Genomic DNA, 13,959 nt, shown 5'->3' with positions numbered 1-13,959 from the left:
AGTAGAGATGTTATAGGGTACAAGAAAGGGGCGTGCATACGCTCCTTTTTGTTATGTTATTCATGGCAATTTCATATTTTCATCGTACAGGTAGGTTTTTAATTACGTCAGATTATATGCTGTATTTGCGCTCTGCGTGACCAACGCCTCCAGTTCAGCTTGTTGTGCAGCGTGTTGTTGCGAGCTGATACTTCCACTCGCGAGTCGCTCATCCAACTGCTCTCTGAGTTGTCTTACTTGTATAGCAATCACCTCATCCAAATTCCCCCTGTTTTCTTCCGTAATCGTTCTCAGCGACTTACCGTTGTAGAGCTTCTGATACAGATCCTCTTCTGAAGACTGATTAAGAGCGCTGAGCAGTTCGTCACTGCTTCCCTCACCAGGATCCAGGTCAACGATGGACCATTTGGCAGTAGGTATGGGGGAGATGGCAGATTGGCCCCATGCTGTTCCGGCGAAGGACATGGTGACAAACATGGTGCCTATAATAATGACTCGTTTCATGTTCATATGCATATTCCTCATTTCTGTAGTAGAGTACGAACGAACTGATTCGTAGCTTGTCATAGATGTATTGGTTGATATATCGATCTGTGAATAGTGTAAACGGGAAACCTGAAGTGAAACTTAAAACGGAATAAGTAATTTAACCCGCAGAGAATGACCTTAAAAGAAGCTCACTCACATAATTCACACTTGACAGGTTGGGTTAGTTGGTTATATGATGATCTCAATTATTTTAATACTCATTAAATGAACAGTGAAATAATTTGAACTGAAAATAAATCGAGCTGATTGGACCACCAAAGGCTCCCGGGACTACTCCACTATGGAATGTCCACGGGGGCCTTTTTTCGTGTGCTATTGAGGTTTCAGATGATCAAGGAGGTTACGCATTGAGTGATAGAGACTGGGAAGCGTTGGAGCGGACGGATTGGTTATTTCGCAAAATGGTCAGACGATTCGTCAAGGAGCGGGATCGCATCTCTGTAGAAGGCATCAGCCTGCCGGGCATGCTTATCCTGCACAAGATCATTCGTGAGGGAGAACAGCGGCTTGGAGATCTGGCAGAACAGTTGGACTTCACATCGGGTGCCATTACAGCTCTGACCGATAAGTTGGAGAAAAAGGGACTCACCATCCGCAGACGAAAGGAAGACGATCGCCGGACGGTTTTACTGGACATCACATCCAGCGGGCGGGAGATGTATGCGAGAAACAGCAACATCGGTGCCCGATGTATCACGCTTCTGTTTGAGGGTTTTACGGCGGAGGAACTGGAGCAGCAAAGTCAATTCTACGAGCGGGTAGTAGCGAATCTGGAGGGATTCTCGGACACAGTGCTGGAATTGGCGGAGAGCAACGGGATACAAGAACATGATAGCTCCTCCACAAGTAACTTTGAGCAGAAGCAGCGGAACAATACCGGGAAGAGTAACTATCTCAGTTATTGAGGTTGGATCACAGTAATGACATTTGATATACCACAAACATTCTAGGGGAGAGATGATCAATGGGACACTCAACAATATATCCAACTGGAGCGACGTTATACAATCCGGACAAGGCTTGGGGCGGTTATACCGTCTATCAGGCAGGTGAAGAAGGCGTAGTATTGATTGATATGAATGGCAAGGAGGTTCACCTGTGGAAAGGGTTGTTAGGATTCCCGGCCAAAATATTGCCTGGAGGTTACGTGCTGGGCAGCACAGGTCGTAGAGATCCGAAGTTCGGCATTCAGGATAATGTTGATCTGGTTCAGGTAGATTGGGATGGTAACATTGTATGGAAATACAATAGCTACGAACATATTGAAGATCCGGGGTATGAGCCACTATGGTATGCCCGCCAGCATCATGATTATCAGCGTGAGGGTAATCCGGTAGGGTACTATGCACCTGGGCTTGCACCGAAGACGAAGAGTGGCAACACACTTATCCTGGCTCACAAAAATGTGAATAACCCGCAAATTTCAGATAAGCCATTGCTTGATGACGCCATTATTGAAGTGGATTGGGAGGGGAAGGTACTTTGGGAATGGCTGCCTAACGAGCATTTTGAAGAATTAGGTTTTGATGAAGCTGCTCGAAATGTTCTGTTCCGTGATCCGAATACACGTTCTTTTGGTCATTTGGGTGGTGGTGTCGGTGACTGGTTACATATTAATTCTGCTTCTTATGTTGGACCCAACCGCTTCTATGAAGACGGAGACGAACGGTTCCACCCCGACAATATTATCTGGGATGCCAGAGAGGCCAATATAATCGCAATTACAGACAGGCAGAGCGGAAAAATCGTATGGAGACTGGGCCCCGACTATACTTCAACTGAAGCGAAGCACATTGGCACAATTATCGGACAGCATCATGCACATATCATTCCTCAGGGCCTTCCTGGAGAAGGGAACTTGCTTGTATTCGACAATGGTGGCTGGGCAGGTTACGGCCTTCCGAATCCGGCTTCCCCATTTGGATTAAAACATGCGATTCGGGATCACTCGCGTGTGCTGGAGATTAACCCGGTCACCCTGGAGATTGTCTGGCAGTATACATCGGCAGAAGCTGGATTTTCCGTCCCAACGGATTCCTATAAATTTTATAGTCCATACATCAGTTCCGCTCAGCGTTTGCCTAACGGCAACACCCTGATAACCGAAGGTTCCAATGGCAGGTTGTTCGAAGTGACAGCCGAGCATGAGTTGGTCTGGGAATATGTCTCCCCTTACACGGATCGGCGAAATACCAATATGGTCTATCGTTCGTATCGAGTTCCTTATCAGTGGGTTCCACAGTTGGAGAAGCCGCAGGAAGTTCCCATTGAAGCCATTGATGTCTCCAACTATAGGGTGCCGGGAGCAGCACCCAAAGGTTCTGCATCCATCGTGAGTGTGGAGACAACTCTTCCGTTTGTGGAAGGTGCAGCCTGTGTGGCAACGTCGGATGAAGGCAAATTGGGCAATTAGGCGTCAAGATCATGACTAGATTGAATGGGGTGTATATTGTGAGAAAACCATCCATAATTACCGGCGTGTTAATAGCATTCCTGGCTACGGCACTCCTATTATCCGGATGCAGTTCAAGCGCTGCAGGGTCCGGAACCAAAGACGCTTCAGGTAAACATGCCGAGAATGTAAAAATTCGAATCGCAGATACCAGTACCAACCCAACGTTCAGGGTAGCCATTGCCAAAGGTTTCTTTGAAAAAAGGGGCATTGACGCAGAGAGTATTACGTTTGGCTCACCGGCTGAAGGTGTAAATGCACTATTTATCAAACAGGTGGATATTGCGTATGGGGCAGATTTTCCCGTATTGAATGCATTGGCTAAAGGAGAATATTCAGTCATCGCTTCGGCTGGTCAGGCTACGGATGAAGCGGCAGCCGCCTGGAAGCTGTATGCAAGGAAGGATATTCAGAGCGGAGCGGATTTGAAAGGCAAGAAAGTGAGCTTCATTCGAGGCACATTTATTCCGTATCTATGGGATGAATATCTGAAAGATCAGGGATTAGCGCTGGGTGATGTGACGCAAATTGGTCAGGGGGCTTTTGATGAGTCCTACATCGCACTGAAACAGGGAGACCTTGATGCCGCCTGGGTGATAGGCTCTGCGTTAACTGATAAATTCGATGCACTCGAAGAGGTCCATCAACTGACGGATATGTCCCAGACCCCTATACGCCTTGGTATGGGGCTGGTATCCAGTTATGAATTCATCCAGGCAAACCCCGAAAAGATAAGTGACTTTCTCGCGGCACTTGATGAGGCATCCGCGTATGCCCAAGCGCATCCTGAAGAAGTTGCGGATCTGATGTATCAAGAGACCAAACAGCCTAAAGATGCCACGTTGAAAGACCTTCCGATCAATCCATGGGAAGTTGGATTTACGCAGGCCGCTTATGACAGTTTGGCAGGTCAGAAGCAATATATGGTGGATACCGGAATCATTGAACAAGATTTTGATCTCGACACCAAACTCAATCTGACCTCTCTCCAGCAGGCTCTGCCGAAAAAAGTGACATATAGCAAATAATTCATTCAAATGGGAGGTGTTCGTGATGTCCTTACCTGCAACTCAGCATACCATTCATATCGAACAGCTTCGGAAAACGTATCATGCCCCGACTAATGGAGATGTGCATTATATCATCAAGGATGTCGATCTGGTTATCAAGGGAGGAGAGTTTTTCGTCCTGCTTGGTCCCAGTGGGTGTGGGAAGTCAACGTTGCTGAACATGATCGCGGGTTTTATCTCCAAGTCGGGTGGCCAGCTCAAAGTGGACAACAAGGAGATTGACAGACCGGGCAGGGATCGGGCGATGGTATTCCAGCAGGCGGATTCCTCTCTTTTTCCATGGCTAACCGTGAGAGAGAATGTGGAATTTGGGCTCCGAATGTCCAAGGTACCTAAGGCACAACGACGTGAGATCTCTGATCGATACATTCAGCTTGTTGGACTAAGTGCTCATGAGGGTAAATTTCCAAAAGAACTCTCGGGGGGCATGAAGCAGCGGGTTCAATTGGCCCGTGTACTTGCGAATGACTCGTCGATCTTGCTGATGGATGAGCCATTCGGTGCGCTGGACGCGATGACGCGGCGTACGATGCAGAAGGAACTGGTGAATATCTGGAAAGAAACTCACAAGACCGTTATCTTTGTCACCCACGATATTCAGGAGGCGTTATTGCTTGGTGAGCGCATAGGCATTATGTCTGTAGGTCCGTCTTCGAATATTACGGATATTTACCACAACACATTACCTTACCCGAGGAACATCGCCTCATCTGAGTTCAACACCCTGTATGACCAAATTCAAGGCCACTTTGAAGAATAACTGAGGTGATATGTGAGATGAAATGGTTGGAAAAAAAATCGGTGTCCATCCCGCTCCTGTGGGTAACAGTCATCCTGATCTGGCAGTTTGGTGCCCTCATCTATGGGCCTGACGTAATCCCTGGCCCTTGGGATACGATTCTGGGAGCGCGTGAACTGATTGCTGACGGTACGCTGATGCAGTATATCGGAATCAGCTTCACGCGTGTACTTGCAGGCTGGGTACTCGGAAGCATCATTGCTATTCCGGTAGGGCTGATTATTGGCAAAGTACATCTCATCCGGCTGTTCGCGGAACCCTTCCTTAACTTTATACGCTTTATCCCGCCGATCGCCTTTATTACCTTATTCTTGGTGTGGTTCGGTATTGGTGAGCAATCCAAGATTGCACTCATCATGTACGCAACCTTCTTCATTGTTGTGCTAAACACCTTAACGGGTGTGCTCTCCGTTGAAGAAGACAAAATCCGGTCGGCACGCAGTATGGGAGCCAATGAACGGCAGATTCTGCTGCATGTGATTGTTCCGGCGACAACCCCGTATATTTTCACAGGTGTGCGCCTGGCAATGGGAACTTCCTATATGGCTATCATTGGTGCGGAGATGATTGCCGCAAATGAGGGAGTGGGTTACCTGATCTGGAATTCCAGACTCTTTTTCCGTACGGATTGGATATTTGTCGGGCTGATTTCCCTGGGTTTTATGGGATTCCTGACGGATCGATTGTTCAACTGGTTTGGTCGCAGGGTACTCTACCGATATGGGGTCATTGGCGGAGCAAAACGAGTCTGAATGAGAACATAAGAATGCGCAATTCCAGACGTTACTTGAGAAGGGGATTCATCTTGTTGTAACGTTTGGTCAATAACCTGTTTTGGCACTTCTACACGAGGCCGAAACAGGTTTTTTGTGTGCTGGCCTTAGGAGTTTCGGCATTGGCATCAAACCGTGGTATAATTGAATTTCAAAAATACAATTAACGTCATGTGGGCTGTACATATGCTGCATGCAGGAGACATTATGGATTGGATTATTGGCGCCGTATGCGCTTCTATGGTGGCAGGTGCTGCCTATGCAAAAAAGTCGCTAACTCTGTCTGGCTGCTTGGCAGCAATCATGATGGGAACGATATATTACGGAGCGGGTAACCTGTTCTGGTTTGGCACGTTATTGTTATTTTTTATTACTTCAACGTTGCTCTCCAGGTTTCGTAAAGATCGGAAGCAGGAGCTGGAGAAATCCTATGCCAAGTCAGGAAATCGGGACGCTGGGCAAGTAATGGCTAATGGTGGAATGGGCATGTTCCTATGTCTGGGATACTGGATATTTCCACATCCGGCATGGATATATGCGTTCATTGGTGTAATGGCTACCGTGACATCGGACACATGGGCAACTGAACTCGGGAGTCTCAGTCGCAAGCCGCCGCGCTCTGTTCTCACATGGAAGGTACTTACACCAGGTGCTTCAGGAGGTGTCTCATTTCTCGGCACCGCGGCTGCAGCCGCAGGCGGGGCTCTGATTGGTGCGGGAGCCTTCATGTTTTCGTGGATCGCCGGGATCGAAGGCCTTGGTCTGTTTAGTTGGACTTTTGTCGGTCTTGTAGGCGGGTTGGCAGGTGCTTTTGCCGATTCCTATCTGGGCGCAACGGTGCAGAAGATGTATCGTTGCACTGTGTGTGGCCGTGAAGTTGAGGTGCATGAACATTGCGGGCATCCAACGGTTCGGGCTCGTGGCTGGGCATGGATGAGCAACGACCTGGTGAACGTACTTAGTTCGGTTATCGGAGGATGCGTGGCGATAGGTTTAGGTAACATTTTGGCGTTGTAAGGGGGAGTACATTTGAGTACGGTACAGGGAGACAAATCGGAGGCTATTTTGGATGCGGCCTATGGTATTTTTGGCTCGAAAGGTTTTTATGAGACCAAAATGTCTGATATAGCAGACGAAGCCGGCATTGCAAAAGGCACCATTTATTTATATTTCAAAAGCAAGGAACAACTATTCATCGCAGTATCCAAGCGGGACTGTAACAGTTTTATCAGTCGTCTTGAATATGCTTTGAACTCACATGACAACACAGGTGATAAACTTGGAGCAATAGCCAAGACCCACCTTACGTATTATTATGAGCGCCGCAATCATACCAAACTCTTTTTTATGGCACCCAATAATGATCCGGATCTAATGAAATTCATGAAGGCATTCATGAACCAATACATGAGCATGGTGCGTGAAGTACTGGAGAGTGCAAGTGTACCTGAGCCTGTATTGCTTGCTGAAGCTTATATTGGAATTCTGGACCGGCTGAAGATGGATATCATGTTGAATCCGGAGTTCAATGAGGAACATCTGAACAAACGAATTGCCTTTGCAGCAGCATTGTTTCTGGACGGATGCCGTTCTTTTTTACAAGTTTAAAGTGAGTGCGTGGATGTGCGTAATATGAATTTTATTTTACAGAGAAGTGGGTACGAGCAATGAACATAATGACGGTAGAGCAGATTGCAAAAAGTTATGGTGAAAAAATATTGTTCAAGGATGCTTCATTTGGCATGGCTGATCAGGACAAGATTGGTGTCGTTGGGGTAAATGGCACCGGTAAATCCACATTTTTGCGTGTGATATCCGGTATGGAACCGGCAGACGCGGGACAGATCTCCATCGGTAATGACGTACGTATTCAATTCCTTGCACAAAATCCGGACTTCAATCCAGACAATACGGTACTGCAACAAGTATTCGAAGGTGACAGCATGGAAATGAAAACCGTGCGTGAATATACGGAAACGATGGAATTATTGGAGCTGAATTCCTCCGATCCAGCGTTGCAAGAGCGATTATTACGTTTGAATCAGCAAATGGAGCAGCTTCAGCTCTGGCAGATGGAGAGTGAAGCGAAGAGTATCTTGTCCAAACTGGGTATTCGTCAATTCGATGCACTGATGGGCACGTTGTCTGGTGGACAACGCAAAAGGGTAGCACTCGCTGCTGCTCTGATTCACCCGTGCGAACTGCTCATTCTGGATGAGCCAACGAACCATATTGATAATGATTCGGTCGTATGGCTCGAGCAGTATTTGCAGAAGCGTCGCGGCGCACTGCTTATGATTACGCATGATAGGTATTTCCTGGATCGTGTGGCCAATGTCATGCTGGAATTGGATCATGGCCGTTTGTTCCGGTATGAAGCCAACTATACACGCTTTCTGGAACTGAAGGCAGAGCGTGAAGAGCGGGAAGCTTCTTCCGAACAGAAGCGTAAAAACTTGCTTCGGACGGAGCTCGCATGGATTCGTCGTGGTGCCAAGGCACGGACGACGAAACAAAAAGCGAGAATTGATCGTTTCGAACAACTCAAAGACCAACAAGGAGTCCAGCGCTCCGGTTCATTGGAAGTGTCGGTTGGCTCCACTCGTCTAGGTAAAAAGATTCTGGAGATCGAGCATCTTTCCAAATCCGTCGGTGGCCGCACACTGATTGAAGATCTGAGTTATATTGCCGTACCTGGAGATCGGGTAGGGATTGTCGGACCGAATGGTAGTGGTAAGTCTACGCTGTTACAGATGATATCTGGCAAATTGGAACCCGATGCAGGCGTGGTTGACGTCGGTCCTACGGTCAATCTGGGCTATTTCACCCAGGAGCATCAGGAGATGGATGAATCTCTTCGTGTCATTGAGTACATCAAGGAAGTGGCCGAGAATGTGAAAACAGCCGATGGCTCTCTGATCACAGCATCCCAGATGCTGGAGCGGTTCCTGTTTACCCCGGCATCCCAGTGGACACCAATCTCCCGCCTCTCTGGTGGAGAGAAACGTCGTCTGTATCTGCTGCGTGTTCTGATGGCTGCGCCGAATGTCTTGCTGCTGGATGAGCCGACGAATGACCTGGACATCCAGACACTCGCTGTACTGGAAGACTATCTGGACGATTTTCCAGGTGTTGTCTTTGTGGTATCCCATGATCGCTATTTCCTTGATCGTACGGTGGATAAAGTGCTGTCTTTTGAGGGCAACGGTGCTGTACGTGTACATGTCGGCGACTACAGTGAGTATGCGGAATGGATGCTGAAAAATGCACCTGGAGCTACGCAAGAGAGTGACCCAGGATCAACGAAGGTGAAGCAGTCATCGGAGAAAACAACTCCCGCTGTGTCAGCAGCTAAACCCAAGTTGAAATTCAGCTTCAAGGAGCAACGTGAATACGATCAGATTGATGAAAATATTGAGAAGGCTGAAGCCAATCTTGTCCGGATTAATAAAGAGATGGAAGAGTCATTTAGTGATTCTGCCCGTCTGCAGGAGTTGATGGCGGAGCAGGTTGAGGCTGAACGTCATCTGGACGAATTGATGGAACGCTGGACCATTCTGAATGAACTTGCAGAGCAGATTGAACAGAGCAAGTCTTAATTTATAGTTAAACATCGCCCTTTCTTCTAAAGTGACTTGATGTCGCTTTGGAGGAGAGGGCTATTTTTTGTTTGTGAATTTCGCATGAAAGTGAAACGTTCAGTATATTCATTACGTTGTATAAGTAAAGAATTCCATAGAAGGGAGAGAACACCATACTTATGTATAAAGAAATCAATGAACAGTTGGCGGTACTCAAGGAAAAGGGGAGAATTTACGAGAAATGGACCAAGCGTTTGGAGAAGCTTCAAACGGAAGAAACTGAATGGGAAGCAAAGGTAAAACGTCGTCAGGAGCACCTCCAGAAGGAGCAGAAAGATGTTGATCGACTGAACAGTATGACATTGGCAGCATTTTTCTATCAGCTGATTGGCAAGAAAACGGAGCGGCTGGAGAAGGAAGAACTCGAACTGATGGAAAGCAAGGCTGCATACGATACCGCTTGTCGCATGTTACAAGACGTACAGGAGCAACGAATTCATGTGGAGCAGGAGTTGGAGGGCGGGCGGCAGTATCAATACTGGCAAAGCGATTACAACGCTCTGTGGGGAAAGAAGGAAGGTCGTCTGCTGGACCAGGATGCTGAATTGCAACACATGGCTGAAAATCGGGAACATCTGGCGAGTGAACTTCAGGAACTGGACGAAGCTTTCCGGGAAGGGGAATACCTGGTCTATGCCCTTGAACGTGCCGAGAAGGCTTTGGCTTCGGCAGGTAATTGGGGCATATATGACATGATGGGTGGTGGGGTAATCTCCACACATATCAAGCGGGGACGTATGGATGACGCTCAGGTCGCCATTATGGATGCAGGAAAGCGTCTAAGACGTTTTCAAAAGGAATTGGAGGATGTAGAGATGGCAGTACATGCGGATCTGCATCTGGGAGGCCTGCTTTCTTTCGCAGACTATTTCTTTGATAACCTCTTTGTGGACTGGATGGTTCAGGACAAAATTCGTAAAGCCGAACGTCAGGTGAAAGATGGACTGAGTGCGGTTCGACAGACCATGCATGTGTTAAGCAATGAAATGCGTGACCACAGGGCAGAGTTAGAGCGTTTGGAGCATAAATATCATGCCTATGTGGAACAGGCAGATTAAGAGATAGGACAGCAAAGGACACTTCCGATCGCACCGAATGGCTGTGCTTGGAAGTGTCCTTTTGCTTAGACGTACATATGGATGTTATTCACGATTTTTCGTAGATGGATGATTCTGTTTTACTTCGTTGTAATGTAGGCAGCGAGCAAGCGTGCCGTATTCAAGACAGCATCCTTATGTGTGCGCTCCATGGAATGAGATGCGTGAACGCCCGGTCCGATCAGTGCTGCCCGGATATTGTTTCCTCCGCGTAGTGCTGCACTTCCATCTGAGCCATAGTGGGGGTAGATGTCCACAACGTAATCCAACCCATCTTGTTTGGCCAGTTCAATGAGACGACTGGTCATATCGTAGTCATACGGTCCAGAAGAATCTTTGGCACATATGGATACATCGGTTTCTTTACAACTCAGATCATCGCCCATGGCTCCCATGTCTACAGCGATCATTTCACTGATTTCTGCAGGGATATACGAGGCACCATGTCCGACTTCTTCGTAGTTAGAGATGAGCAGAGAAACATTATGTATTGGTTTCCAGCTTTCGCGATGGGCAGACTCAAGGATGCCGAACAATGCAGCTACACTGGCTTTGTCGTCCAGATGACGTGATTTGATATAACCGCTTGGGGTAATAACTGCACGAGCATCAAAGGAGATAAAGTCACCAACAGCGATCCCGAGTTTTAACACATCATCCTTGGAGGAGACAACTTCATCAATTCGCACTTCCATATGGCTCTCGGTCCGTTCAAAGGTACGTGCATCTGGGTATACATGTACAGACGGGTGAAGGGAGAGAATGGTGCCTGTGTATGTCTTTCCGTCCCGAGTATGTATGCTGCAATATTCGTTTTCGATACTTTGCATGGTAAATCCACCGACAGAAGTCAATTTCAAGGTGCCGTGGGATGTAATGGAGCGTACCATGGCCCCTAGCGTATCCACATGGGCACTCAAAGCAATCGTCTTGGATGAATCCTGCCCTGGCAAAGTAAGCACGGCACCACCCTTGTTATTGAGCTCACAAGTGATGCCCAGTGATTGAGCTTCTTGGCTAATCATCTCGATAATATGATGGGTGTAGCCGCTTGGACTTGGTGTATCCAGCAATTTTTTCAGAAAAGACAAAACGTAAGATTCATTAATGGTAAAACTCATTGTGTAATTTCCTCCTTGAAACGTGGGTATGGTGTGAAACAAATACAGCCTGTCTGGGGGAGTGAATGTGATACTACCATTCCTGACTCGCCAGCAGGCTGATTCTGTTGGTTACAATGTCCCGGTAGGATTTCCTTTGCGCTGACTCTGGATCGAATCATTCTCCAATAGGCTGTCCGGTTCAGTTGAGTCAAGCGAATCCATCGATTTGAATGAATCGAACGAAGAGTTGCTTGTAGCCGAACTTTCCAATTCAGATAAACGCAATTTCAATTGCTTGTTCTCGCGTTGCAGTCGGTATTGGCGATAGATGCCATATGAACCTACAATAATACCACCGATCAGGGTGCAGCCGAGGATCAGCAAAATCAGCGGGATTTGAACCGTGCTAAATAACAGGTTAACCTGAACAGAATCAACGTTAATAACCGCAAAGATTCCTGTGAGCAGTGCAAAAACAAGACCTGCTATGAGTGCCCATTGCATTTTCATGGTGTTGCCTCCTTGTTGAACAATTGAGAACTAGTATGCATTACCCATATTCGAGTATGTTGCATCTTTCAATGATTGTAAAATCCCTTGCCCGTTGGGCAAGGGATGCAGGTCACATGGAACGTTAATCTTACTTGGTTAGTTCCTCCATCTGTTCAATCAATTCCTTGAACACACTCATGGCTTCACGAATTGGCTGTGGTGTAGACATATCCACGCCTGCTTTTTTCAGAATGTTAATGGAGTAGTCACTGCCCCCGCTCTTCAGGAAACCGAGATACCGGTCAACAGCCGGCTGGCCCTCTTCCAGGATTTGCTTGGAGAAGCTGGTCGCTGCGGAGAAGCCAGTAGCATATTTATATACGTAAAAGCTGTTATAGAAGTGGGGAATACGAGCCCATTCCATCTCAATATCTTTGTCAACAACCATGTCCTTACCATGATATTTAACATTCAGATCATAATAGATCTCGGATAACAATTGTGGTGTTAATGCTTCACCTTGTTCCGCGCGTTCGTGAATGATTTTCTCAAATTCAGCAAACATGGTCTGACGGAATACCGTTGTACGGAATTGGTCTGCGTAATAAGTTAACAGATACAATTTTTCCTTTGGATCTGTTGATTTGTTAAGCAGATAATCCATCAATAACGCTTCGTTGGTTGTGGATGCAACCTCAGCTAGGAAGATGGTGTACTGGGCATCACGATACGGAAGTGCTGTATCCGAGTAATGTGAATGCAGAGCGTGACCCATTTCATGAGCAAGGGTGAACATGCTGTTCAGGTTATCTTTGTGATTCAACAAGACATACGGGTGAGTGCCGTACGCGCCCCAGGCATATGCGCCTGAGCGTTTATTTTCATTCTCGTATATATCGATCCAGCGGTTATCATATCCAGTCTGCAATGCATCTGCATAGTCCTTGCCGAGTGGTTTCAGACCGTCTTTAACGGTTTGTTTCGCTTCGTCATAGGTGATATCCATTTTGTATTCGTCTACGAGTGGAGCGAACAGGTCATACATGTGCAATTGATCCACGCCCAGCAACTTTTTGCGCAGATTCATATAACGATGCAATAAAGGAAGGCTTTCGTGAATCGTGTCTACCAGATTCGTATACACATCCGTTGGGATGTTATCTCCATATAAGGACATTTCCATTACGGAAGGGTACTTCCGAACATTAGCATAGAACATATTTTTGGTTACATTTGCATTCAAGGCAGCCGCAATCGTGTTCTTCTGTTTGGCATACGTTTCATATACCGCCTTGAAGGCACGTTCACGAACTTCACGATTAGGATTCTCAAGGAACTGAATGTAGCTGCCGTGTGTCAGCTCGACTTCTTTACCATGTTCATCCTTGATTCTTGGAAACTTGAGATCGGCGTTATTCAGCATACTGAAGATGGTCTGTGGTGCTTGCGAAAGGTTGCCTACCTGTGCAAGCAAAGCCTCTTCCGCTTGGCTAAGAACATGCGATTTTTCCCGTTTCATCTCTTCAAGAGTAAACGTATAAGCAGAGAGTTTTTCGTTGGCGATAAACGCGTCCAACTGATCATCCGGAAGGGAGAGAATCTCTGGAGTGACAAAAGAGAGTGCTTCACCAACCCGTACACCTAATTTCTGGGCTTTTTGGGACAGGTTTTGATATGTAGGATTAGCTGTGTCTTCATCTTGATGCATACGTGCGTATACAAAAAGGCGTTCTATTTTGAGGCTGATCTCATCTTCGAACTCGAAGCAAGATTTGAGTACATCAGGTTGACCCAGTTTACCTTGAAATTCGGAGGCCTTCTTGGTCAAAGACGATACTTCTTCATATTCCTGATCCCAGGCTTTCTGATCGGCAAATAAATCTTCCAGTTTCCAGCTATGCTCAGCCGGCACCTCGGAACGTTTCAATAATTGACTCATGGAAATCCTCCTTTGATAATCTGATGAATGGTTGGACGAAGCTG

Annotated in this window: 13 protein-coding genes; 9 read left to right on the top strand and 4 right to left on the bottom strand. The window is 46.9% G+C overall.

Going from position 1 to position 13,959, the window contains the following annotated elements:
* Window positions 1–102: 102 nt before the first annotated feature.
* A complete protein-coding gene (locus ACX9NY_RS13520) occupies window positions 103–510 on the bottom strand; it encodes a hypothetical protein (RefSeq protein WP_472478869.1) in 408 nt (135 codons plus the stop codon).
* Between the two features lie 386 nt (window positions 511–896).
* Between ACX9NY_RS13520 and ACX9NY_RS13515 the strand changes: the two genes are divergently transcribed.
* The 9 genes from ACX9NY_RS13515 (at window position 897) to ACX9NY_RS13475 (ending at window position 10,342) form a co-directional block, all read left to right on the top strand.
* Entirely contained in the window at window positions 897–1,454 is a 558-nt protein-coding gene (locus tag ACX9NY_RS13515) for a MarR family winged helix-turn-helix transcriptional regulator (protein ID WP_339260255.1), read from the top strand.
* Between the two features lie 59 nt (window positions 1,455–1,513).
* Window positions 1,514–2,962, top strand: a complete 1,449-nt coding sequence (locus ACX9NY_RS13510) for an aryl-sulfate sulfotransferase (protein ID WP_472478867.1) — start codon at window positions 1,514–1,516, stop codon at window positions 2,960–2,962.
* A gap of 11 nt (window positions 2,963–2,973) precedes the next feature.
* Window positions 2,974–4,029, top strand: a complete 1,056-nt coding sequence (locus ACX9NY_RS13505) for an ABC transporter substrate-binding protein (protein ID WP_472478865.1) — start codon at window positions 2,974–2,976, stop codon at window positions 4,027–4,029.
* Between the two features lie 25 nt (window positions 4,030–4,054).
* Entirely contained in the window at window positions 4,055–4,831 is a 777-nt protein-coding gene (locus tag ACX9NY_RS13500) for an ABC transporter ATP-binding protein (RefSeq protein ID WP_472478863.1), read from the top strand.
* 17 nt (window positions 4,832–4,848) lie between these two features.
* Window positions 4,849–5,622, top strand: coding sequence for an ABC transporter permease (locus ACX9NY_RS13495; RefSeq protein WP_472478861.1), 774 nt, complete (start codon window positions 4,849–4,851; stop codon window positions 5,620–5,622).
* Window positions 5,623–5,850: 228 nt separating this feature from the next.
* The gene (locus tag ACX9NY_RS13490; protein ID WP_339241149.1) at window positions 5,851–6,660 is read left to right on the top strand and encodes a DUF92 domain-containing protein; all 810 of its coding nucleotides are present in this window, start codon (window positions 5,851–5,853) and stop codon (window positions 6,658–6,660) included.
* 12 nt (window positions 6,661–6,672) lie between these two features.
* Window positions 6,673–7,251: a TetR/AcrR family transcriptional regulator gene (locus ACX9NY_RS13485; RefSeq protein ID WP_339260263.1), complete on the top strand. Its 579-nt coding sequence runs from the start codon at window positions 6,673–6,675 to the stop codon at window positions 7,249–7,251.
* Between the two features lie 59 nt (window positions 7,252–7,310).
* Complete coding sequence (locus ACX9NY_RS13480) at window positions 7,311–9,242, top strand: ABC-F family ATP-binding cassette domain-containing protein (protein ID WP_339260265.1); 1,932 nt, start codon at window positions 7,311–7,313, stop codon at window positions 9,240–9,242.
* A 161-nt stretch (window positions 9,243–9,403) separates the two neighbouring features.
* On the top strand, window positions 9,404–10,342 hold the full coding sequence (locus ACX9NY_RS13475) for a hypothetical protein (RefSeq protein WP_472478859.1): 939 nt from the start codon (window positions 9,404–9,406) through the stop codon (window positions 10,340–10,342).
* A 119-nt stretch (window positions 10,343–10,461) separates the two neighbouring features.
* Here ACX9NY_RS13475 and ACX9NY_RS13470 read toward each other — a convergent pair whose 3' ends face one another.
* From ACX9NY_RS13470 to pepF, 3 genes are all read right to left on the bottom strand, one after another.
* Entirely contained in the window at window positions 10,462–11,502 is a 1,041-nt protein-coding gene (locus ACX9NY_RS13470; protein WP_472478857.1) for a M42 family metallopeptidase, read from the bottom strand.
* 111 nt (window positions 11,503–11,613) lie between these two features.
* Window positions 11,614–11,994 (bottom strand): LapA family protein, encoded by a 381-nt coding sequence (locus tag ACX9NY_RS13465; protein ID WP_472478855.1) that lies wholly within the window; start codon window positions 11,992–11,994, stop codon window positions 11,614–11,616.
* Between the two features lie 130 nt (window positions 11,995–12,124).
* Window positions 12,125–13,915, bottom strand: a complete 1,791-nt coding sequence (gene pepF, locus ACX9NY_RS13460) for an oligoendopeptidase F (protein WP_472479295.1) — start codon at window positions 13,913–13,915, stop codon at window positions 12,125–12,127.
* Window positions 13,916–13,959: the final 44 nt, after the last annotated feature.

Source organism: Paenibacillus sp. CB74, from assembly GCF_055687625.1.
The sequence above is the reverse complement of the archived record's forward strand: the minus strand, read 5'-3'. Positions and strand labels throughout refer to the sequence as shown.